Genomic DNA, 22,355 nt, shown 5'->3' with positions numbered 1-22,355 from the left:
AGGCTCCCCGGGCAGCCCCGCCCGGCCATCACATCAGGGGGTACATGGTGGAGGAGTTGAGAGAAGACCACGACGACGGAACGGTCGGGCGGGTCGCGGCGATCGACATCGCGAAGGCGTCAGGGATGGTCTGCCTGCGCGTCCCGCACGACACCATCGAGGGTCGGCGCGTCCAGCGGGTCTGGACGGTCGCCTCGACCACGAACACGATCCTGGAGCTCGGCGACCGCCTGATCTGCCAGGGCGTCGAGCGGGTCGTCATGGAAGCGACGGGTTCGTACTGGCGTCCGTTCTTCTACCTATTGGAGGCCCGCGGACTGGACTGCTGGCTGGTCAATGCGCGCGATGTGAAGAACGTCCCTGGGCGTCCGAAGACTGACAAGCTGGACGCGGTCTGGCTGGCCAAGCTCGCCGAACGCGGCATGGTCCGTGCCTCGTTCGTCCCGCCCAAGCCGGTCCGCCAGCTGCGGGATTTCACCCGCACCCGCACCGTGTTCGTCCAGGAGCGCACTCGCCACAAGCACCGGGTGGACAAGGCCCTCCAAGACGCGCAGATCAAACTGTCCGGCGTTGTCTCGGACCTTTTCGGCATGTCGGGACGGGCCATGTTCGACGCCCTGGTCGGCGGCGAACGCAACCCCCGCGCCCTGGCCGACCTCGCGAAGGGCAACCTGGTCAAGAAGAAGGCGGCCCTGGTTGAGGCTCTGACCGGGCAGTTCGAGGACCATCACGCACGGCTGCTAAGGGTGCTGCTGGGCACCGTCGACCACCTCACCGACCAGATCCGGGAACTCGACCGACTCATCGCCTGCACGCTGGAGGAGATCACCACTGCGTACGACGGCTCGGGAGAGGGACCGTCCACCGGTGGCGTGAACGCCCGCGACTTGGCCGAGAAGCTGGACGCGGTCCCTGGGATCGGGCCGGCGACCGCGCAGATCATCCTCGCCGAGATCGGTGCGGACATGAGCCGCTTCCCCACCCCTGAACACCTCGTCTCATGGGCGAAGCTGTGCCCCCGGACGATCCAGTCCGGGGCGAAGAGCACCACCGGCCCGGCCGGGCAGGGCAACCCCTGGCTGAAGGGGGCGTTGGGCGAGGCCGCCAACGCCGCCGCCCGCACCGACACCTTCCTCGGCGCCCGCTACCGGCGCATCGTCAAACGCCGCGGACACGCGAAAGCCCTGGTCGCCGTGGCCCGCTCGATACTCGTTATCACCTGGCACTTGATCAACGACCCGGACGCCTCCTACCAGGAGCTCGGCGCAGACTGGCACCAGCGCCATCTCAACCCTGCCCGCAAGACCCGCGATCTCGTGCGCCAACTCCAGGCCCTCGGCCACCAGGTCACCCTCGAAGCCGCATCCACCTGACTCACCCACCCCGACATCCGGTCCGCAAGCGGCCCGGATGCTGCCGCCTGCCCTCCCGAAGCTCAATTTTCCGATCAGCATCCGGCTGCTCAACCGGTTTTGACCGCCCGAGCGTGCGGGAGCCGCCCTCGGGCCCTCACCGCCCGCGGCGCCCCGATCGAGGCACAGCGGTCCGGGAGCACCCTCGACGCGGACGCCGTACTCATGAAGGTCTGCGGTACCGACGCGTGACCGCCCCTCATCGGCGTCCGCGACGAACGGGAACTCGCCGCCGATCCGCTCGCCGCGTACCGTCGTTTCGACGGACGGAAAAGATCGACGCTGAGCGGGTCGGCGGACGACAGGCCGGCCGGAGCGCCCGCGCTTCGCCGACTCGGAACGACGCACAGGCCGGGTCCGTCCCCCACGGACCCCGGCCGGAAGGCAGGGCACCATGGCATGCCGCTTCCGGAGTAATCGGCGGTCCGGGATGTCAGAGCGTGTCACGCGATGGTGTTGGTGATCACGGTCGGGTCAGGAGGCCGGGATGTACGGCTCGCGTGAGTGGCTGTACGAGCGGATCCGTCGCGGCCGGCGGGCAGACAGGCGCTCGTGATGGCAGGGGACAAAGCGGCGAGGGAACCGAAGCACCCGAGCCTTCCCGCGCTGCGGATGCGTCTGCGTGACGAGCTGGGCCGGATCGACGAGCAGTTGCGCGCCCTGCTCGCCGCCGTGGACCGGCTGGAGGGCCTGCTGAACGCGGTGGTGTCCATCAGCCGTGAGGTGGAGCTGCCCGCGGTGCTGCACCGTATCGTGCGCACCGCCATGGACCTGGTGGGCGCACGCTACGGGGCGCTGGCAGTGCTCGACGAGTCCGGCGAGCACGTGGATCAGTTCATCGCCGTCGGTCTGTCCGAGCGCGAACGCGCGGACCTGGACGCGGTCGGCCTCCCTCTCGGGCGAGGTGTCCTCGGGTATCTGATCCGCCACCCCGAACCCCTGCGGGTCGACGACATCTCGGCCCACCCGGCCTCGGCCGGATTCCCCCCGGGACACCCGCCGATGCGCACCCTGCTCGGGGTCGCCGTCCGCACCCGCGGTCATATCTACGGCGATCTCCTCCTCTCCGAGCGGCACGACGGGCGGTCCTTCGACGTCCACGACGAGCACGTCCTGGTGGCCCTGGCCAGCGCCGCCGGCATCGCGATCGACAACGTCCGTCTGTTCGAACGGATACGCAACGCATCCGAACAGTTCCAGCGCCTTCTGCTGCCGACCCTGCCCGATCTGCGGCCTTTCACCGCCGCCGCCATCTACCGGCCCGCCGCGGAGCCCAGCCGTCTCGGTGGCGACTGGTACGACGCCGTGCTGCTGCCGGACAACGTGGTGGCGATCGTCATCGGCGACGTGGTCGGCCATGATCTGCACGCCGCCGCGGCCATGGCCTGCACCCGCAACATGCTGCGCGCCCTGCTGTTCGAACGCGGCAGTCCGCCCGGCTCGGTCCTCGCCCAGCTCGACCGCACCATGCAGGCGATCACCGACAATCCGGTCACCACCACGAGTCTGGCCCGTATCGAACCCGAGGGTCCGGCCTGGCGGCTGCACTGGAGCACGGCGGGCCACGTCCCGCCGCTGCTGATGAGCCCGGACCGGCGGGTGGAATACCTGTTCGCGGAGCCCGGACTGCCACTCGGGGTCGACCTCGAGCAGTCCCGCCCCAACCACACCCGTCTGCTCCCTCCGGACACCACGGTCGTCTTCTTCACCGACGGGCTCATCGAACACCCCGGCCACCCCATCGACGAGAGCCTGGACGAGCTCGCCGCGCTCGCCGCCGACCACGCCGCCCTGCCCCTGGAGGACTTCGTCACGGCCCTCGCGGACAACCACCCCAGCGACGGCCACGACGACATGGCCATCCTCGCCCTGCGTACACCGCGGGCTTGAGGCACGCTCTAAGCGGGTCCAGGGACCGGAAAGTCCCTGGGGACGGGCCGACTGCCCACCCAGATCGCGGCGGTTCCCCGCGGACCCGCCGAGCCGCGGACCGCCGCTGGCGTGGTGGATCCGGCCGGACCGAAGGACCATGGACTACGGGGCGATGCCGATGGAGAGACCTCCCGATGCTGTCGCACGGCGTGAACGGCTGCGGCGGGCCGGTGTGGCCACGCTGGAGATCTGCGCCGTCGCCGCGCTGTACTACGCCTCCGGCAAGTTGGGGCTCCTCCAACAGCTCGTGCGCGGCCAGGTCACACCGCTGTGGCCGCCGACCGGGATCGCCCTGGCCGGCCTGCTCATCCTGGGCCTGCGGGTCTGGCCGGGCATCGCACTCGGCGCGTTCCTGATCAACATCTCGCTCGGTCCGTCGCTCCCCGCCGTCCTCGCGATCGTGTCGGGGAACACGCTCGCGCCCATCTGCTCGTACCTGCTCCTTCGCCGTGCGGGGTTCCATACGGCGATGGACCGTCTGCGGGATGCGCTCGCCCTGGTCTTCCTCGGTGCCTTCGTCGGGATGCTCATCAGCCCGACGGTGGGCGCCGGCGCCCTGCTCCTCGCCGGGGTGCTGTCTTCCGGTGAGTTCTGGCCCACGTGGTCGGTCTGGTGGACCGGTGACGCGATGGGCGTCCTGGTCGTCGCCCCGGTGCTGCTCGTGCTCCGCTCGGCACACCTGCCGAAGAACGTGTCGGCCTCCCGCTGGCTGGAGGGGTCACTGCTCGTGGTGGCGACCGTCTGCACCGGGATCCTCCAGGCCTCCCACACTCCGCTGCTGTTCCTCGGCTTCCCGGTGCTGATCTGGGCGGCCTTTCGTTTCCAGCGGGCCGGAGCCGCACCCTGTGCCCTTGCCGTGTCGGCCTTCGCGATCGTGGCCGCTGCCCGGGCCACAGGACCGTTCGCAAACAATGACCTGCTCACCAACATGATCACTCTGCAGGCGTTCAACGGCTCTGCCGCGCTGACCGCGCTGCTGATCGGGGCGGCCGTGACGGAACGCAACCAGACGCAGAGGGAGATCGAGCAGGCCTGCAGACAGCTCGCCGACATGGTCGAGAGGATCGACCCCGGAGGCGACCATCGCCCGGAGCCGCCGGAGCACGAAGGCGACGACGAGGAGGAGGGCGGCTGAGGAACCTCGGAGGCACACGCGCGCCGGGCCTCACCTCAAGCGGGCACGGTCACCCGACGAGTTCCTGGGTGCCGAGCACTGTGAGAAGGGCGAGGCGCTCGGCGTCCTCGGTGCCGGGATCGGCCGTGTAGATCATGATGTGCAGGTCGGAGCCCGCCACGGTGAGCACGTCGCAGTCCAGGGTCAGGGTGCCCACCTGGGGATGATCGATGGTCTTGCGCGCGGCCTCGTGGCGGCCGACGGTGCCGGAGTCCCACAGCTCGGCGAACCGGTCGCTGCCGGCCCGAAGTTCGGCAACCAGCCGCCGCAGCCGCCGATCGGCCGGAAAGCGGTGGGCGGCCGACCGCAGGTCGGCGACCAGTGCGGCCTCGAACGCGCGCCGGGACTCGGGGGTGTGCCGGACACGGGTGTTGCCCTGGCCCACCAGGTGACGCCACACGGCGTTGCGTTCGTTGCCGCGCCACCGGGACGGATCGCCCATCAGGGCCGCGTACGGCGGGTTGGCCATGAGCAGCGTCCAGGAGGCGTCGGAGACCGCGACGGGCGTCCCGGTCAGTCTGTCCAGCAACCGCTGCACGCTCGGCGTGATGTGCGTGGGTACCGTGTCCGGGCCCGGCGGTGCCAGACCGGCCAGCCGGAACAGGTGTGCGCGCTCGGTTCCCGACAGCCGCAGGGCCCTGGCCAGCGCCTCGACGACCTGCGCCGACGGATGGGAGGCGCGACCCTGTTCGAGTCGGGTGACGTAGTCGACGGAGATCCCGGCCAGTTGGGCCAGCTCCTCACGGCGCAGTCCGGGCGCGCGGCGGCGCTCTCCCGCGGGCAGCCCGGCCGCCTCCGGCGGGACCCGGTCACGCCAGCGGCGCACCGCCCTGCCGAACTCCGCCGTCGTCATGCCCACCAGTGTGCACCGCCGGCCGCGAACCATCCTGGTACCGGCAGTCCCAGGAAGACGGGGTCCCTGGCTGACCGCACTCCGCGGTCGGACTCTTGAGACATGACGACAACACTGATCACCGGAGCGAACAAGGGTCTCGGATTCGAGGCCGCCCGCCGACTGCTCGAGGCGGGCCACTCGGTCTACATAGGCAGCCGGGACGCCGAACGTGGGCGCCTGGCCGCCGAACGACTCGGCGCGCGCCTGGTCGTCCTCGACATCACCGACGACGCGTCCGTCGCGGCCGCGGCGAAGTCGATCGAGGCCGAAGGCGGACTGGACGTGCTGGTCAACAACGCCGGTATCGAAGCGCGGACACCGGACGGTGGCGTGCCAGGAGCCGCGGACCTGACCGCCGACGCGATGCGGACGCAGTTCGACACGAACGTCTTCGGCCTGGTGCGCGTCACCCACGCGTTCCTGCCGCTGCTCCAGCGCTCCGCGGCCCCGGTCGTGGTCAACGTGAGCAGCGGGCTGGCCTCGCTGACCCGGGTCAGCGCCGAGGGCACGCCGACGTACGCCTACCCGGGTGTCGCCTATCCAGCGTCGAAGGCCGCGGTCAACATGATCACGGTGCAGTACGCGAAGGCGTTCCCTGGCATGCGGATCAACGCGGTGGAGCCCGGTTACACTGCCACGGACCTGAACCACCACACCGGCGTCCAGACCGTCGAGCAGGGCGTCGAGATCATCGTCCGTATGGCACAGGTGGGTCCGGACGGCCCCACGGGGGGCTATTTCGACGTCGAGGGCCCACTCCCCTGGTAATGATCGTGGTGGAGGACGGCGAGGTCCGGCTCACCCTGTCGTGAGCCGGGGACTCCCCGAGGCCGCCTCCGCGGATTACGCTGCACTGATCCGATGACCGATCACTAGGAGCCGTGATGCGTGTCGCTCTGTTCCTGACCTGTGTCAACGACACGCTCTATCCGGACACCGGTCGTGCCGTGGTGAAGCTCCTGACCAGACTGGGCGTCGACGTCGACTTCCCGATGGCGCAGACGTGCTGCGGACAGGCCCACTACAACACGGGCTACCGACATGAGGCCGAGCCGCTCGCGGTGAAGTTCTCCGATGTATTCCGGGACTATGAAGCCATCGTGACCCCGTCCGGGTCGTGCGGGGCGATGGTGCGGGAGCTGTATCCCCGGATGGGCGAGCGGGCGCGGGCGGAGGGGCGGGGCGACAGGCTGGCGGCCACGCTGGCGCCGGTGGTCCCGAAGACGTACGAACTGACGGAGTTCCTGGTGGACGTGCTGGGCGTGACGGACGTCGGCGCGTTCTACCCGCACCGGGTGACGTACCACCCGACCTGCCACGGGCTGCGGAGCCTGGGGCTGGGCGAGCGGCCCCTTCGGCTGCTCCAGGCCGTCAAGGGACTGGAGTTGGTGGAGTTGCCGGGGGCCGAGGAGTGCTGCGGGTTCGGCGGCACCTTCGCGGTGAAGAACTCCGATGTCTCGGCGGCGATGGGTGTCGACAAGGTGCGCAACGCGGAGTCGACCGGTGCCAAGGTGCTGTGCGCCGCCGACAACTCCTGTCTGATGCACATCGGCGGGACCATGACCCGGCTCGGCACGGAGATGCGGCCGGTGCACATCGCGGAGATCCTGGCCGGCACGGAAGAGCAGTCACTGGTATGAGTGCCGTCGTCTTGTTGAAGGGACGCATCGCATGAGCGGGACGTTCGTCGGGATGCCGGCCTTCCCGAAGGCCGCGCACGAGGCGGTGGGTAACCGGACGCTGCGCGGGAATCTGCGGCACGCCACGCACACCATCCGGGCCAAACGCGCGAAAGCGGTCGCGGAGGTGTCCGACTGGGCGGCGCTGCGGGAGGCGGGCCGGCAGATCAAGGACCACACCCTGCGGCATCTGGACCGCTACCTGGTGCAGTTGGAGGAGGCGGTGACCGCCGCGGGCGGCACCGTCCACTGGGCCGCGGACGCGGACGAGGCCAACCGGATCGTCACCGAACTGGTCAAGCAGACGGGTGAGTCGGAGGTCGTCAAGGTCAAGTCGATGGCCACCCAGGAGATCGGGCTGAACGAGGCGCTGGAGGCCCAGGGCATCCGCGCCTACGAGACCGATCTCGCCGAACTCATCGTGCAGTTGGGCAAGGACCGGCCCTCGCACATCCTCGTCCCCGCCATCCACCGCAACCGCGGCGAGATCCGCGACATCTTCCGCAGCCAGATGGGCGAGTGGGGCCGCCCGGCCCCCGAAGCACTGACCGACACCCCGGCCGAACTCGCCGAAGCAGCCCGCCTCCACCTGCGGGAGAAGTTCCTGCGCGCCAAGGTCGGCGTCTCCGGCGCGAACTTCATGGTCGCCGAGACCGGCACGCTGGTGGTGGTCGAGTCCGAGGGCAACGGCCGGATGTGCCTCACCCTCCCCGAGACACTGATCTCGGTCGTCGGCATCGAGAAGCTCGTGCCGACCTGGCGGGACCTGGAGGTGTTCCTGCAGACCCTGCCCCGCTCCTCCACGGCCGAGCGCATGAACCCCTACACCAGCACGTGGACCGGGACCACAGGAGGCGACGGCCCGCGCACCTTCCACCTCGTCCTGCTCGACAACGGCCGCACCGACACCCTCGCCGACGAGGTCGGCCGTCAGGCACTGCGCTGCATCCGCTGCTCGGCCTGCCTGAACGTCTGCCCGGTCTACGAGCGGGCCGGCGGACATGCCTACGGCTCGGTCTACCCCGGCCCGATCGGCGCCATCCTCAGCCCCCAACTCCGCGGAGTGCAAAGCGAGATCGACGCCTCACTACCGTACGCGTCCTCGCTGTGCGGAGCCTGCTACGAGGTATGCCCCGTCGCCATCGACATCCCCGAAGTGCTGGTCCATCTACGAGAGCGGGTCGTGGAAGGCGGCAGCGTGACGCAGGCCGGCAACAAGGTGGTCCTGAAGCCGGCCAAGGGACACGCCGCCGAGCGGGCCGCGATGCGCGCAGCCCGCTGGGCCTTCACCCACCCCGGCGCCCTGCGCACCGGCCAGCGCCTCGCGTCGCGCTCGCGCCGCCTCCATCCACGGACGCTGCCCGGCCCCGGTAAGGCGTGGACCGCGAGCCGGGACCTGCCGGCCGTGCCCGCGGAACCCTTCCGCGACTGGTGGCAGCGCACGCACGGCGGGAAGGACACGAAGTGAGCAGCAGGGATCTGATCCTGGGCCGGGTGCGGCGCGCGCTGGCGGACGTAGCACAGGACGACGCGCCGTACGAGCAGGCCGTTTCCCGCAGTTATCTGTCGCGGCACGGCGAGCGTTCCATCGCGCGGACAGTGGATCTGCTCGCCGAGAACCTCGCGGACTACCGGGCACTCGTGCACCGGGCCGACGCTCCCGGGCTGCCGTCGGTCCTGGAAGGACTGCTCTCCGCACACGGCGCCCGGACCGTGCTGGTCCCGCCGGGGCTGCCGTCGAACTGGCTGAGCCTGAGCGGCGTCGAGCAGGTCCCCGACCGCGCGGACGACACGCCGCGCGACCTGGACCGCGTCGACAGCGTGGTGACCGGCTGCGCGGTGGCGATCGCCGAGACCGGCACCATCGTGCTGGACGGCGGCCCGGATCAGGGCCGCCGCCGGATCACGCTCGTCCCCGACCATCACATCTGTGTCGTCCGCGTTCCCGGGCAGGTGGTGTCATCCGTGCCCGAGGCTCTGCGGCGGCTCGACCCTACACGCCCGCTGACCTGGATCTCCGGGCCGTCCGCGACGAGCGACATCGAACTGGACCGGGTCGAAGGGGTGCACGGTCCACGCACCCTTGAGGTGGTGCTGGTGAGCGAGGAGTGACCGGCGCCCTTAGCGTGAGGGAATGATCCGGTTCGAGGAGGTCGCCAAGCGCTATCCGGACGGTACGACGGCCGTGGAGAAGCTGTCCTTCGAGGTCGCGGAGGGCGAGCTCGTCACGCTGGTGGGACCGTCCGGCTGCGGCAAGACGACCACGATCATGATGGTCAACCGGCTCGTCGAGCCCACGTCCGGCCGGATCTTCCTGGGCGGCGAGGACATCGCGGCCGTCGACCCGGTGCGCCTGCGCCGCCGGATCGGCTATGTGATCCAGCAAGTGGGTCTGTTCCCGCACCGGACCGTGCTGGACAACGCCGCCACCGTGCCGTCCCTGATCGGCTGGAAGAAGGCGCGGGCCCGGGCGCGCGCCGAGGAACTGCTGGACCTCGTGGGCCTGGACCCCAAGACGTACGGGCCGCGCTACCCCGACCAGTTGTCGGGCGGCCAGCGTCAACGGGTGGGCGTGGCACGGGCGTTGGCCGCCGATCCGCCGGTCCTGCTGATGGACGAGCCGTTCGGTGCGGTCGACCCGGTGGTGCGGGAGCAACTGCAGGACGAGTTCCTGCGGATGCAGGCGGCCGTGCGCAAGACGGTGCTGCTGGTGACGCACGACATCGAGGAGGCGGTGCGGCTCGGCGACCGGATCGCGGTGTACGGGCAGGGGCGGATCGAGCAGTTCGACACGCCGGGGGCGGTGCTGGGCAGGCCCGCGACACCGTATGTCGCCGGATTCGTGGGCGCCGACCGGGGACTGAAGCGGCTTTCGGTGACGGAGATCGAGCCGGGCGATCTGGAGCAGCCGCCGGTCGCCCGGCTGGACGAGCACGCCGAGCGGGCTGCGGCGCGGCTGCACGCGCAGGGCGCGCGCTGGGCGGTCGTCCTCGACGCGGACGGCGATCTGCACGGCTGGGCCGGGGCCGGCGAACTCGGCACGGGCGGCCTGGTGCGCGACCACGCCCACCGGATGAACTCCTGGGTCCCCGTGGGCACTTCACTGAAGCAGGCCCTCGGGGTCATGCTCCAGCACGACGCCGGATGGGTGGCGGTGCTGGACGGAGCACACTTCCTGGGCGTCCTGACCCCGGCCAAGCTCCACGAGGCACTGCGGCGCTCCGTGGACGCGGAGGCGCGCGGCGTGCCACGGGGGCAGGTGCCGTTCGACTCGGTGGCGGACGCGTAGCCGCCGCGGGGCGGCCGGTTGCGGCTCGGGGGCGTCAGTCGGGCACGCGCCCGTCGCTCCACCTCCCCTGTGACGCATGACACACACGAGCGTGCAATTTTTTGCACAGAGCAATGATGGATCCGCCCGGCCCGTCCGTACCTCCTGGCGTACGAGCCGTTCGCCTCTGGAGAGAGCATGCCCATTTCCCGCAACTTGGCAGGAACCGTCTTCGTGGCCGGCGCACTGGGCCTGACCCTCACAGCCCTCGCCTACCCCGCGATGATCGGCGTCCAGACCACGTCCAGTTCCCCGGACCGCGTCATCGCCAACACCCGCTACGGGCCGCTCACCGAGGCGGACCGCGACTTCGTGGTCAAGGTGCGTTCCGCCGGACTGTGGGAGTACCCGCTGGGCGAGATCGCGCTGAAGAAGGGCTCCACCCCCGAGATGCGGGAAGCCGGCAAGCACCTGATCGTCGGGCACGCCGGACTCGACGCGATGTGCCGCAAGATCGCCCCCGAGCTGGGTATCACTCTGCCCAACCAGGCCACTCCGCAGCAGCAGCAGTTCGTGGCGACCTCGGACGCCGAGTCCGGCAAGCAGTTCGACATCACCGCCGCCAACATCATGCGCGTCACCCATGGGCAGATCTTCCCGGCCATCGCCAAGATCCGCGCCACCACCAAGAACACACTCGTGCGCCAGCTCGCCGACCTGGCCAACGACACCGTGCTCGACCACATCACCGTGCTGGAGAAGACCGGCACGATCAACTTCGACCAGGTCCTCTTCCAGGAGACCACCCCGCCGAAGCTGCCCAAGGACCAGCTCACTCCGCCGCCGCCGCAGCCGGGCGCCCCGATGGTCGTGCTCACTCCCCGCCCCGACCTGAACATCAACACCGCCTCCCCCGCGCCCAGTCCGACGGTCGGCTGATCCGCGGCTGCCGGAGCCGGTATCAGTGAGCCGGAGGCGGTACCGCGGCTACCCGGCGTCCACCACCCAGCCGAGCGGATACGGCTCCGGATCCTCCGCCTCGGGGGCCGGCGGTTCTCCCCCCGCCTCGTTGAAGGCGGCCAGGGCCTCGACGAGCGCCTCCCGCTGGCTGGGGGTGAGCCGTTCGACGATCGCGGCGACCTCGGCACGGCGGCGGGCGGTGACGTCGACGACGGTGTTCCGCCCCTCCTCGGTGAGCCGCAGCAGCGTCTCGCGGCGGTTGTCCGGATTGGTCTGACGGTCGGCCAGCCCGGCCGCGATGAGCCGGTCGACCATGCGCATCGCCGTGGAGGGCGCCACCTGAAGCAGGTCGGCCAGCCCGACCAGCTTGGTGGCACCCCGGGTGGCCAGCACGACCAGCATGCGGAACTGCGGCAGGGTGACCCGCTCCTCGACCTCGGCGAGGGAACGTGCCGAGACCGCGACCAGAAGCCGGGACGCGGTCAGGACCGCCCGGGTGACCGCGTCGACGTCGTCCATGGCCCCCGACCGGGTCTCGCGCTGCGGCATAGGCCTTTTCTACCGCGCCGCGGCGGCCGCCCTGCCGCCCGATGGGAACACCTTTCCGTTCTCATGACCGCTTCACTGCCTGCGCTTTCGCCGCCCGCACCGTCACTTCAGCAGACCCCGCTCCTCGAGGTACCTGCGCGCCACGTCCTCGGGCAGCCGCCGCCGGCTGTCCACCTGCCGGTTCAGCGTCGCCAGGTCCTGCGTGGTGAGGATGGAGTTGAGAGCGCCGAGGGCCTTGGCGACGCGTTCGCCTCCCGCGCGGGAGCGGTTGACGACCGGGACGACGTAGTCCGCGTTCTGCAGGTGCTTGTCGTCGGCGAGCAGGACGAGGCCGAACTCGTCGAGGGTCGCGTCCGTCGTCGTGGTCAGCACCATCTGGTCCTGCCCGCTCTGCACGGCACGTTTGGCCTGGGTGGTGCCGACGCCCTTGGGATCGACGCCGGTGACGTCGATGCCGTACACCGTCTTCAGGCCGGGTTCGCAGTACGGCCGGCGCACGCATTCGTCGCCGGCCGCGAGCCGGACCGGGAGGCCCGACCGGCCAAGGTCGCTCAGTGTCCTCAGGTTGTGTTCGCGGGCGTAGGCCCGCGTCACCGCGAAGGCGTTCTGGTCGACCGCCCGGCCGGGATCGAGCACCACGAGCCCGCGGGGAGCAGTCAGTTTCCGCAGGGCGGCCATCGTGGCGGCGAGGTCGGGTGAGCCGGCGGGGGCCGCCCCGGCGCCGTTGGTCCTGGCGCCCAGCCAGTCGGCGAAGGTGGCCGCGTACTCCGGGACGACATCGATCTGCCCCGACTCCAGGGCCGGTTCGTACAGTTCGCGGTTGGCGACGGTCAGCATGGACGTCTTGTATCCGGCCTGGTTCAGCAGCAGTGCGTACATATGAGCGAGCAGATCGCTCTCGGTGAATCCGGCCGAGCCGACGGTCAGATGCCTGCTGTCACCGGGCGGCGCGGTGACCCGGCCGCGGGTCTCCAGCGAGGGGCCCGTGCTACAGGCGGCGACCAGCAGCACGCTCGCCAGCGCCGCGTACCGTCTCACGGCGAGCCTCGGGTCCAACGCGGTGCCAGCCGCTCGACGGCCTCGAAGACTCCTTCGACGATCAGCGCGAAACCGGCCACCAGGAAGGCCCCGGCGACGACCTGCGGCGTACTGGCCAGATTGAAACCGGCGGTGATGATCCGGCCGAGCCCGCCACCGCCCGCCAGCGCGGCGATCGTGGCCGTGGCGACGAGCTGCACCGCGGCGATCCGCACCCCGTTCAGGAGCATCGGCAGGGAAAGCGGCAGCTCCACCCGGAGCAGCGTCTGCAGGCCGGTCATTCCCATCCCGCGCGCCGCCCGCACCACGTCGCGGTCGACTTCGCGCACTCCGACATAGGCGTTGGTGAGCAGCGGCGGCACGGCGAACAGGACCAGGGCGACGACGGTCGGGCCCTCGCTCCAGGTGCCGACCGGGGTGAGCAGCAGCAGCACCAGCACGGCGAAGGTGGGCACCGCGCGACCGATGTTGGAGAGGTTGACGGCGAGCGCGCCGCCCTTGCCGAGATGTCCCAGGACGAGCGCCACCGGCAGCGCGATCACACAGCTGGCGGCCAGACAGACGGCGGTCAGGACGAGGTGCTGCACCAGCCGGTGCCAGATGCCCTCGTCGCCGGTCCAGTGGGCCGGATCGGTGAGCCAGCCCCAGGTGTCGCCGAGAGTCCTCATCCAGGTCTCGCCCTGGCCCAGGGCGTGATCAGCCACTGCACGGCGAGCAGCAGCAGATCGGCCACCACGGCGATCACCACGCAGAGCACGGACGCGGTCAGCACCTGCGCCTTGAAGTACGTGTTCATCCCCGCGTAGATCAGGTTCCCGAGCCCGCCGAAGCCGACGATGGCCCCGACCGTGACCAGCGAGACCGCCGAGACGGTGGCGATGCGGAGCCCGGCCATGGCGGCGGGCAGGGCGAGCGGCAGCTCGACGGTGAGAAGCAGCCGGATCGGTCCGTACCCCATGCCGAGCGCGGCCTGCCGGGTGTCCTCGGGGACGGCGCGCAGTCCGGCGAGGAGGTTGCGGATCAGCACGGTGAGCGAGTAGAGGACGAGACCGGCGACGACCAGCCCCGCCGACAGCCCGTACAGCGGCAGCAGCAGCGAGAACATCGCCAGGGACGGGATCGTGTAGAGGATCGTGGTGGCGGCGAGGACCGGACTCGCCGCCCAGCCCCAGCGCCGCGCCAGCACAGCCAGCGGTACGGCCACAAGCAGGCCGATGGACACGGACAGGGCGGTCAGCTGCAGATGCTGGAGCACCGCGTCCAGCAGGATGTGACGGCGCGTGCGCAGATACTCCCCGCAGATCCATTCGTTGCGGGCGAGGCAGTCGTCCGGGGGCGCGGTCACCCGTCCATTGCACCGGCCCTTGGAGCGGGGACGCTCGTTGTGCTGACCCGTCCGAGGTGCCGCCTGCCGGACCGCCGCTCCGGCCCCCTACGCATTGCCGTTCAGCGCTCGTGCCACCACCTTGAGGTCGGACACCAGACCCGCGTAGGCGGCCTCCCGGTCGTCGGCGCGCAGGATCGCCGAGGGGTGCACGGTCGCGACGACGTACTGCTCCTCGTCGGTGCCGGGCATCGGCAGCAGACTCCCCCGGTCCTTGGTCACCCGGAAGGAGCCGCCCAGCAGCGCCTTGCCCGCGGTCGCGCCGAGGACCACCACCACCTCGGGGCGGACCAGGTCCAGTTCGGCGCGCAGCCAGGGCCGGCAGGCGGAGATCTCGCGCAGACCGGGCGCCTTGTGGATGCGGCGCTTGCCGCGTTCGGCGACGGTGAACTTGAAGTGCTTGACCGCATTGGTGACGTACGCCGTGTCCCGGTCGACACCGGCCTCCGCCAGCGCCTTGTCAAGGAGGCGGCCGGCCGGGCCCACGAAGGGTTCCCCGGCGCGGTCCTCCTGGTCTCCGGGCTGCTCCCCGACCAGCACGACCCGCGCGGAGACCTCTCCCTTGCCGAAGACGGTCTGGGTGGCGTTCTCGTACAAGGGGCAGCCACGGCAGCCGGCCGCGGCGCGCCGGTACGCTTCCAGGCCGCCGTCACGCGGCAGGAACGGAGTGGCGTCAAAGGCGCTCGGCCGGTCGTCGGAACGGCTCATACCTTCACCTCCGGTGCCAGGTCCCGCAGTACCCCTTCCCGGCTCGCACACACATCGCCGTATGGTGACGATGGGAAGGAAGCCCGACATCGCCGCACGCCACCCGACCCGGAGGGGACGATGACCTCGAAAGCCCGTCCGGAGCATGAGGGGCCCGACGCCACCGGCCCGGACTCGGAGCGGATCTTCCAGCTGGAGGAGGAGGTCGGCCAGCTCAAGGAGGCCGTGAGCTCCCACGCGGTCGTGGATCAGGCGATCGGCATGCTCGTCGTCCTGGGGCATGTCACCCCGGACGAGGGGTGGCAGGTGCTGCGGGAGGTCTCCCAGCACGCGAACATCAAGCTGCGCAACATCGCGGAGATGATAGTCGTCTGGGGACGCAACGGGGATCTGCCGGATCATGTGCGCGTCCTCCTGGAGGAGACACTCGACCGCTACGGTCCCACCCGGCTTCCCGAGGATCCGCCGCCGCAGTGACGCCTTCTCACACCACGCAGGTCCCTGCGTTCATGGCTCTGGGGTGCTCCTCCCGTCGCCCATAGTGAGTCAGCCGGCCTGAAGTGTGTTTCGAATACCCTCTCGCGGATAGTCCGGAAAGGGTCGGCGCACTGGCCAAACCGTTCCCGGGAGGGTTCGGCAGTGAGCCCACCGCAAACGGCCGTCCGGTCGATGAGCGGCCGGGCGGCCGGATGCCGGCCGACCCCGCGGACGGGGGGCCGGCAGGACGGACCGGGACATCAGGCGGTGTCGGCCAGTGCCTCCTCGCGCACCCGTGCGCAGCAGCCGCTGAGCAGACGTGAGACGTGCATCTGGGAGATGCCGAGCTGGTCCGCTATGCGGCTCTGGGTCATACCGCGGAAGTAGCGCAGGTACAGGATGGTGCGCTCGCGCTCGGGCAGCGACTCCAGACACGGTTTGACCGCCTCGCGGTCGACGATCAGGTCGTAGCCGGAGTCGGACTCGCCGAGGGCGTCGCCCAGCGCGTACCCGTCGTCGCTGCCGGCCACCTCGGCGTCCAGGGACAGCGCGGTGAAACTGTCCATGGCCTCCAGGCCGATCCGCACGTCATCCTCGCTGAGGTGTGCGTGCTCGGCGATCTCGGCGACGGTGGGGCCGCGCCCCGGGGTCTCCTGCGAGAGCTCCTTGGCCGCGACCCGCACCCGGTTGCGCAGATCCTGGACGCGGCGGGGTACGTGCAGGACCCACATGTGGTCGCGGAAGTGCCGCTTGATCTCACCGGTGATGGTCGGGATCGCATAGCTTTCGAAGGCGTACCCGCGTGCCGGGTCGTAGCGGTCGACCGCCTTGACCAGGCCCAGTGCCGCGACCTGGCAGAGATCCTCGACGGATTCGCCCCGGCCGCGGTAGCGGCGGGCTATGCGTTCGGCCATGGGGAGCCATGACTCGACGATCTCGTCACGAAGCTCGTGCCATTCGGGGCCGCCGGACAGACCGCGAAGCCGTGCGAAGGCCTCGGTGGTATCGGGGGCGTCGTCGTGCGGGTGCTGCTTCGCTTTGACCGTGATGCGCATGGTGCTCTTCAACTCCCTCAAGGGGCTGATTGGACAGTCACCGTTGGGAGGGCGCACTCACAGGCACACGGGAAACACACCCGGGGTCTGGTGGGCCAGCTCCCACGGACGTGCCTCCTGTCCGAAGCACTAGTAAGAGCCATTCCCGAATTCCACTGTGCCAAACAATTCACCCGGCGAGTCACTCAGGGCGTTCTCTCGATTCCCGCTGGTGACACCGGGCGACTGTCGCGGAAATTGCGGTCCGGTAATTCTCAGGGAAATTGGAGAATCGGCGTAGCGAGGGATGATCCGTGGCGGATCAACGTCCCGGAGGCCGCCGCACGGAACGCTCGGCGCCCGGCCCGGAGACGGGGCGCAGCCATACGGTGGCCAGCGGGGGGAGAGTGAGACGGATCCGGCCGCCGGACCCGGGCTCGGACAGGACCGGGTCGGGATTGTGGACGTCGCCGCCGTACCTGGCCAGGTCGGTGTTGAGCACCTCGTACCAGGCCGGGACCTCACCGGGGACATCCAGGCGGTAGTCGTGGCGCACGACGGGGGAGAAGTGGGAGACGGCCAGCAGTGGTGTGCCCTCGGCGTCGTAGCGCAGGAACGCGAACACGTTGTCGTCGGCGGCGTCGCCCACCACCCACTGGAAGCCGGACGGCTCGGTGTCGCGCTGCCACAGCGCCGGCGTGTGGCGGTAGCCCGAGTTGAGGTCGCGGACCAGGTCACGCACGCCCCGGTGGTCGGCCTCCGCCCCGTACGCCGGGTCCAGCAGCCACCAGTCCGGTCCGTGTTCGTGCGACCATTCCCCGCCTTGGGCGAACTCCCGCCCCATGAACAGAAGCTTTTTGCCGGGGTGGGCCCACATGAAGCCCAGATAGGCACGGTGGTTGGCGCGGCGCTGCCACCAGTCCCCCGGCATCTTCGACACCAAGGACTGCTTTCCGTGGACCACCTCGTCATGGGAGATCGGCAGAATATAGTTCTCGCTGTAGGCATATACCATCGAGAACGTCATCTCATTGTGGTGGTACTTGCGGTGCACCGGGTCCTTGGAGGCATAGACCAGGGAATCGTGCATCCAGCCCATATTCCATTTCAGGCCGAACCCCAGACCTCCCTGGTCGGTGGCGCGGGTGACGCCGTCCCAGGCGGTGGACTCCTCGGCGATGGTGACCACGCCGGGGCAGCGGCGGTAGACGGTGGCGTTCATCTCCTGCAGGAAGGCCACGGCGTCCAGGTTCTCGCGGCCGCCGTGCTCGTTGGGCCTCCACTGGCCGGGCTCGCGTGAGTAGTCCAGGTAGAGCATGGAGGCCACCGCGTCCACGCGCAGCCCGTCGATGTGGAACTCCTCGCACCAGTACACCGCGTTGGCGACCAAGAAGTTGCGTACCTCGCGCCGTCCGTAGTCGAACTCCAGGGTGCCCCAGTCCGGGTGCGCCGCGCGCAGCGGGTCCTCGTGCTCGTACAGGGGGCGGCCGTCGAACTCGGCCAGTGCCCAGTCGTCCCGCGGGAAGTGCGCCGGCACCCAGTCCATCAGGACCCCGATGCCCGCCCGGTGCAGGGCGTCCACCAGGTACTTGAAGTCGTCGGGGGAGCCCAGGCGGGCGGTGGGCGCGTAGAAGCCGGTGACCTGGTAGCCCCAGGAGCCGCCGAAGGGGTGCTCGGCGATCGGCATCAGCTCGACATGGGTGAAGCCCAGGTCCTTCACGTAACCGGGCAGTTGCTCGGCCAGCTGCCGGTAGGTCAGGCCCGGCCGCCAGGACCCCAGATGCATCTCGTACACCGAGAACGGCGCCTCGCGCACCGGAGTGTCCGCACGCTGTGCCAGCCACTCCTCGTCCCCCCACACGTAGTGGGAGGCGGTGACGATCGAGGACGTGTTCGGCGGTGCCTCGGTTCGGCGCACCAGCGGGTCGGCACGCAGGGTCCTGGAGCCGTCCGGGCGGGTGATCTCGAACTTGTACAGTTCGCCCTCGCCGATGCCCGGCACGAACAGTTCCCAGACGCCGCTCGAGCCGAGCGAGCGCATCGGATGGGCGCCGCCGTCCCAGTGGCAGAAGTCCCCGCAGACCCGGACCCCGAGCGCGTCCGGCGCCCAGACGGTGAACCGGGTTCCCCGGACCCCGGCGTGGGTCATCACCCGCGCGCCGAGCGCCGTCCAGAGCTCCTCGTGGCGCCCCTTGCCGATCAGATGCAGGTCGAACTCGCCGAGCGCGGGCAGAAAGCGGTACGCGTCGTCGGTCTCCAGCACCGTGTCCTCGTAGGCCACCAGAAGCCGGTAGGAGGGGATGTCCTGGAGCAGCAGCAGTCCCGAGAAGAAGCCGCCGCCGTCGTCGTGCAGCTCCGCCCACTCCTCCCCCAGAACGACGGTCACCGAGAGCGCACACGGGCGCAGCGCCCGGAAGGCCACCCCGGCCGCCACCGGGTGCGCGCCCAGCACCGCGTGCGGGTCGTGGTGCGTGCCCGCCAGCAGCCGCTCCCGGTCGCCAGGTGCCGCGGGAGCGGGCTCCGGGGTGCCCGACGACGGTGAGGCGAGGGGCGGTTGTCGGGTGATGGTCACGGCGTCAGCCTCCTCAGGCCGGGGCGTTCGGCGAGGCGTGCGATCGCCGCCATCGGCACGGGCAGCCAGTCGGGGCGGTGCCGGGCCTCGTACAGCACCTCGTACACGGCGCGGTCCGTCTCGTACGCCCGCAGCAGCGCGGGCTCCGCCCGGGGATCCCAGCCCGCCTCGGCGGCGTAGCCGGCGCAGTAGGCCTCGCGGCAGTGCAGGGCCCACTCGGGGCGCCAGGGCCTGCGGGCGTGGGCGGCGTAGTCGAAGGACCGGAGCATGCCCGCGACATCACGGACCGGGGACCGGGCGCGGCGCCGCTCGGGGAGCGGGCGGGCCGGCTCCCCCTCGAAGTCGATCACGTGCCACCGCCGTTCGGCCCACAGCACCTGTCCCAGGTGCAGGTCACCGTGGATGCGCTGGGCGGGCCGGGGCGTGCGCAGTGCGCCCAGCTCGTTGAAGGCCTCACGCAGCCCGGACGCGTGGGGCAGCAGTTCCGGTACGGCGTGGATGGCGTCCCGCAGACGGCCCGTCATCGCGGACGCGAGCCGCCTGTTCCCGGGCGCGCCCCGGGCCTCGACGGGGAACGCTGCGGCGAGTGCCAGATGCACCTCGGCCGTGGCCCGCCCCATCTCGTACGCCTCGGCCCCGAAAGCCCGCCCGTGGGCGAGTGCCTCGAGGGCCTGCGTCCAGCCGTCGACGCCGCCGCGCAGGAACGGCTGGACCACACCGAGCGTCGCGTCCCACGGGCTCGAGGTGCGGAACCAGGCCACCGGTGCGGGTACGCGAGTACATCCCTGCCGGGCCAGGGCCCAGGGCACTTCCAGGTCCGGGTTGATTCCGGGGAGGACCCGGCGGAAGACCTTCAGGATGTACGTGTCGCCGTACACCAGCGAGGAGTTGGACTGTTCGGCCTCGAGAAGACGAGGGGCCAGTCCGGTGGGGATCGACACCCGCCAGTCACGTTCGAAGCGGAGGGCGCCCGTGGTGTCCGGCGTGCGCAGCCGCTCCAGGAGCAGGGACGCCGCGTGCGGTTCCTGGAGGGCGTCGTGGACCAGCAGCCCCGCCAGGGGGCCTTCGGTCACGCGCCCCAGCACGGCCGGGGAGAGCCGGGGCGACAGCGACTCCCCCACGCCGAGGAAGAGCTGGTAGCAGTCGTGGGCCGGGGCGGCGTCCGGCCCGCGTATCGCGGGCGGTTCGGCGTGGTCGACGCGTACCAGGACGTGCAGGAAGTCCGGTTGCAGCTCGGTCACCGACAGCAGCGCCAGATCCGTGACCGGGCGCCCCTTGCCGGCGAACCAGCGCTGACGCGGCAGCCACTCCCGCAGCAGACCGGAGAGCGAGGCCAGCAGCGAGGTGGGGCCGAGGCTGTACGGGCGGAGCGTTGCGGTCTGGGTCTTCGCCATGGCATCGCGTCCTTTCCGTGGCGGCCGGCGGATCAGCGGCGATCGGTCAACTGCCGACGAACAGATGGACCCTGGTGGCCTGCGGCACGTTCTTCCGGAGTCGGAACCAGTAGAAGCCGTGGCCTGCGAGGGTGAGCAGGTAGGGGAGTTCGCCGATGGCGGGGAAGCGGACTCCGCCGATCAGTTCCACGGGATGGCGGCCGTTGAAGCGGCGCAGGTCCAGTTCGGTGGGCTGGGCGAACCGGGAGAAGTTGTGCACGCACAGCACCAGGTCGTCCTTGTACTCCCGCAGGAACGCCAGCACCGCCGGGTTGGAGGAGGGCAACTCCGTGTAGGAGCCCAGCCCGAAGGCCGGGTTCTGCTTGCGGATCTCGATCATCCGCCGGGTCCAGTGCAGCAGCGAGGACGGCGAGGACATCGACGCCTCGACATTGGTGACCTGGTAGCCGTAGACCGGATCCATGATCGTCGGCAGATACAGGCGGCCCGGATCACACGAGGAGAAGCCCGCGTTGCGGTCCGGGGTCCACTGCATCGGCGTACGCACCGCGTCCCGGTCACCGAGCCAGATGTTGTCGCCCATACCGATCTCGTCGCCGTAGTACAGGATCGGCGAACCGGGCAGCGACAGCAGCAGCGCGGTGAACAACTCGATCTGGTTGCGGTCGTTGTCCAGCAGCGGAGCCAGCCGGCGCCGGATCCCGATGTTGGCGCGCATGCGGGGGTCCTTGGCGTACTCCGCCCACATGTAGTCGCGTTCCTCGTCGGTGACCATCTCCAAGGTCAGCTCGTCGTGGTTGCGCAGGAAGATCCCCCACTGGCAGTTCGAGGGGATCGCCGGGGTCTTGGCCAGGATCTCCGAGACCGGATACCGCGACTCGCGGCGCACCGCCATGAAGATCCGCGGCATCACCGGGAAGTGGAAGGCCATGTGGCACTCGTCGCCGCCGCTTTCGAAGTCGCCGAAGTAGTCGACCACGTCCTCGGGCCACTGGTTGGCCTCCGCCAGCACCACCGTGTCCGGGTACTGCGCGTCGATCTCCTTGCGGACCCGCTTGAGGAACTCGTGCGTGGCGGGAAGGTTCTCGCAGTTGGTGCCCTCCTCCTGGTAGAGGTAGGGCACCGCGTCCAGCCGGAACCCGTCGATGCCCAGATCCAGCCAGAACCGCAGCGCGGAGATCATCTCCTCCTGCACGGCCGGGTTCTCGTAGTTCAGATCCGGCTGGTGGGAGAAGAACCGGTGCCAGTAGTACTGCTTGCGGACCGGGTCGAAGGTCCAGTTGGAGGCCTCGGTGTCGACGAAGATGATCCGCGCGTCCTGGAACTGCTTGTCGTCGTCGGCCCACACGTAGTAGTCCCCGTAGGGGCCCTCCGGATGGGCGCGGGACTCCTGGAACCACGGATGCTGGTCGCTGGTGTGGTTCATCACGAAATCGATGATCACCCGCATGCCCCGCTGATGCGCGGCGTCCACGAACTCCACGAAGTCCGCCAGATCCCCGAACTCCGGCAGCACCGCCGTGTAGTCGGACACGTCATAGCCGCCATCGCGCAGCGGGGACTTGAAGAACGGCGGCAGCCACAGGCAGTCCACCCCCAGCCACTGCAGATAGTCCAGCTTCGCGGTCAGCCCCTTCAGATCACCCACACCGTCGCCGTTGCTGTCCTGGAAGGAGCGGACCAGGACCTCGTAGAAGACGGCACGCTTGAACCACTGCGGATCACGCTCGGCGGCCGGAGTGTCCTCGAAAGTGTCCGGGACGGGCTCGTTGACGATCATCGTGTGGGTGACCCCCCGATCTGCGGTGAGGACGGTCGCAGAACACTGAGCACATGCGCCGGACTCTCACCCGGCACAAGCCGCACATAATTGGTCCTG

General features: G+C 70.1%; 20 protein-coding genes. 10 read left to right on the top strand and 10 right to left on the bottom strand.

Annotated features, from left to right (window positions below):
* Positions 1-56: 56 nt before the first annotated feature.
* From ACQEXA_RS46645 to ACQEXA_RS46635, 3 genes are all read left to right on the top strand, one after another.
* Positions 57-1,373 carry an IS110 family transposase gene (locus ACQEXA_RS46645; RefSeq protein ID WP_433132899.1) on the top strand — a complete coding sequence of 439 codons (1,317 nt, stop codon included), beginning with the start codon at positions 57-59 and terminating at the stop codon, positions 1,371-1,373.
* 651 nt (positions 1,374-2,024) lie between these two features.
* A complete protein-coding gene (locus tag ACQEXA_RS46640) occupies positions 2,025-3,302 on the top strand; it encodes a PP2C family protein-serine/threonine phosphatase (protein WP_432938950.1) in 1,278 nt (425 codons plus the stop codon).
* A gap of 139 nt (positions 3,303-3,441) precedes the next feature.
* Positions 3,442-4,479: an MASE1 domain-containing protein gene (locus ACQEXA_RS46635; protein ID WP_432924679.1), complete on the top strand. Its 1,038-nt coding sequence runs from the start codon at positions 3,442-3,444 to the stop codon at positions 4,477-4,479.
* 49 nt (positions 4,480-4,528) lie between these two features.
* Here the strand turns inward: ACQEXA_RS46635 and ACQEXA_RS46630 are convergent, their stop codons facing one another.
* The gene (locus ACQEXA_RS46630) at positions 4,529-5,371 is read right to left on the bottom strand and encodes a helix-turn-helix transcriptional regulator (RefSeq protein ID WP_432924681.1); all 843 of its coding nucleotides are present in this window, start codon (positions 5,369-5,371) and stop codon (positions 4,529-4,531) included.
* A gap of 102 nt (positions 5,372-5,473) precedes the next feature.
* Here ACQEXA_RS46630 and ACQEXA_RS46625 point away from each other — a divergent pair, with 102 nt between their 5' ends.
* From ACQEXA_RS46625 to ACQEXA_RS46600, 6 genes are all read left to right on the top strand, one after another.
* Complete coding sequence (locus ACQEXA_RS46625) at positions 5,474-6,181, top strand: SDR family NAD(P)-dependent oxidoreductase (RefSeq protein WP_433132897.1); 708 nt, start codon at positions 5,474-5,476, stop codon at positions 6,179-6,181.
* Positions 6,182-6,297: 116 nt separating this feature from the next.
* Positions 6,298-7,053 carry a (Fe-S)-binding protein gene (locus ACQEXA_RS46620; RefSeq protein ID WP_432924684.1) on the top strand — a complete coding sequence of 252 codons (756 nt, stop codon included), beginning with the start codon at positions 6,298-6,300 and terminating at the stop codon, positions 7,051-7,053.
* A 31-nt stretch (positions 7,054-7,084) separates the two neighbouring features.
* Positions 7,085-8,560, top strand: coding sequence for a LutB/LldF family L-lactate oxidation iron-sulfur protein (locus ACQEXA_RS46615; RefSeq protein WP_433132895.1), 1,476 nt, complete (start codon positions 7,085-7,087; stop codon positions 8,558-8,560).
* A complete protein-coding gene (locus ACQEXA_RS46610; protein ID WP_433132893.1) occupies positions 8,557-9,204 on the top strand; it encodes a LutC/YkgG family protein in 648 nt (215 codons plus the stop codon). The genes ACQEXA_RS46615 and ACQEXA_RS46610 overlap by 4 nt, the downstream gene beginning before the upstream one ends.
* Positions 9,205-9,226: 22 nt before the next feature.
* A complete protein-coding gene (locus ACQEXA_RS46605; protein ID WP_432924690.1) occupies positions 9,227-10,381 on the top strand; it encodes an ABC transporter ATP-binding protein in 1,155 nt (384 codons plus the stop codon).
* 177 nt (positions 10,382-10,558) lie between these two features.
* On the top strand, positions 10,559-11,299 hold the full coding sequence (locus ACQEXA_RS46600; protein WP_359408484.1) for a DUF4142 domain-containing protein: 741 nt from the start codon (positions 10,559-10,561) through the stop codon (positions 11,297-11,299).
* Between the two features lie 48 nt (positions 11,300-11,347).
* Here ACQEXA_RS46600 and ACQEXA_RS46595 read toward each other — a convergent pair whose 3' ends face one another.
* The 5 genes from ACQEXA_RS46595 to ACQEXA_RS46575 form a co-directional block, all read right to left on the bottom strand.
* Positions 11,348-11,869, bottom strand: a complete 522-nt coding sequence (locus tag ACQEXA_RS46595) for a MarR family winged helix-turn-helix transcriptional regulator (RefSeq protein WP_432924693.1) — start codon at positions 11,867-11,869, stop codon at positions 11,348-11,350.
* 102 nt (positions 11,870-11,971) lie between these two features.
* Positions 11,972-12,907, bottom strand: a complete 936-nt coding sequence (locus ACQEXA_RS46590) for an ABC transporter substrate-binding protein (RefSeq protein WP_432924695.1) — start codon at positions 12,905-12,907, stop codon at positions 11,972-11,974.
* Positions 12,904-13,575, bottom strand: coding sequence for an ABC transporter permease (locus tag ACQEXA_RS46585; protein ID WP_433132891.1), 672 nt, complete (start codon positions 13,573-13,575; stop codon positions 12,904-12,906). Before ACQEXA_RS46585 ends, ACQEXA_RS46590 begins: the two co-directional genes overlap by 4 nt.
* Positions 13,572-14,252 (bottom strand): ABC transporter permease, encoded by a 681-nt coding sequence (locus ACQEXA_RS46580; protein WP_432924699.1) that lies wholly within the window; start codon positions 14,250-14,252, stop codon positions 13,572-13,574. Before ACQEXA_RS46580 ends, ACQEXA_RS46585 begins: the two co-directional genes overlap by 4 nt.
* An 87-nt stretch (positions 14,253-14,339) precedes the next feature.
* A complete protein-coding gene (locus ACQEXA_RS46575) occupies positions 14,340-14,999 on the bottom strand; it encodes a UdgX family uracil-DNA binding protein (RefSeq protein ID WP_432924701.1) in 660 nt (219 codons plus the stop codon).
* A gap of 120 nt (positions 15,000-15,119) precedes the next feature.
* Here ACQEXA_RS46575 and ACQEXA_RS46570 point away from each other — a divergent pair, with 120 nt between their 5' ends.
* A complete protein-coding gene (locus ACQEXA_RS46570; RefSeq protein ID WP_432924703.1) occupies positions 15,120-15,476 on the top strand; it encodes an ANTAR domain-containing protein in 357 nt (118 codons plus the stop codon).
* Between the two features lie 260 nt (positions 15,477-15,736).
* Here the strand turns inward: ACQEXA_RS46570 and ACQEXA_RS46565 are convergent, their stop codons facing one another.
* From ACQEXA_RS46565 to treS, 4 genes are all read right to left on the bottom strand, one after another.
* Positions 15,737-16,531: an RNA polymerase sigma factor SigF gene (locus ACQEXA_RS46565; protein ID WP_432938952.1), complete on the bottom strand. Its 795-nt coding sequence runs from the start codon at positions 16,529-16,531 to the stop codon at positions 15,737-15,739.
* A gap of 301 nt (positions 16,532-16,832) precedes the next feature.
* On the bottom strand, positions 16,833-19,076 hold the full coding sequence (gene glgB, locus ACQEXA_RS46560; protein ID WP_433134755.1) for a 1,4-alpha-glucan branching enzyme: 2,244 nt from the start codon (positions 19,074-19,076) through the stop codon (positions 16,833-16,835).
* A 2-nt stretch (positions 19,077-19,078) separates the two neighbouring features.
* Positions 19,079-20,476, bottom strand: a complete 1,398-nt coding sequence (locus ACQEXA_RS46555) for a maltokinase N-terminal cap-like domain-containing protein (protein ID WP_432924705.1) — start codon at positions 20,474-20,476, stop codon at positions 19,079-19,081.
* Between the two features lie 46 nt (positions 20,477-20,522).
* Complete coding sequence (gene treS / locus ACQEXA_RS46550; RefSeq protein WP_432924706.1) at positions 20,523-22,256, bottom strand: maltose alpha-D-glucosyltransferase; 1,734 nt, start codon at positions 22,254-22,256, stop codon at positions 20,523-20,525.
* Between the last annotated feature and the right edge of the window lie 99 nt (positions 22,257-22,355).

The sequence above is a fragment of the Streptomyces sp. CA-106110 genome, assembly GCF_050936285.1.
Taxonomy (GTDB): domain Bacteria; phylum Actinomycetota; class Actinomycetes; order Streptomycetales; family Streptomycetaceae; genus Streptomyces.
This window is presented reverse-complemented; position numbering and strand designations above follow the sequence as displayed.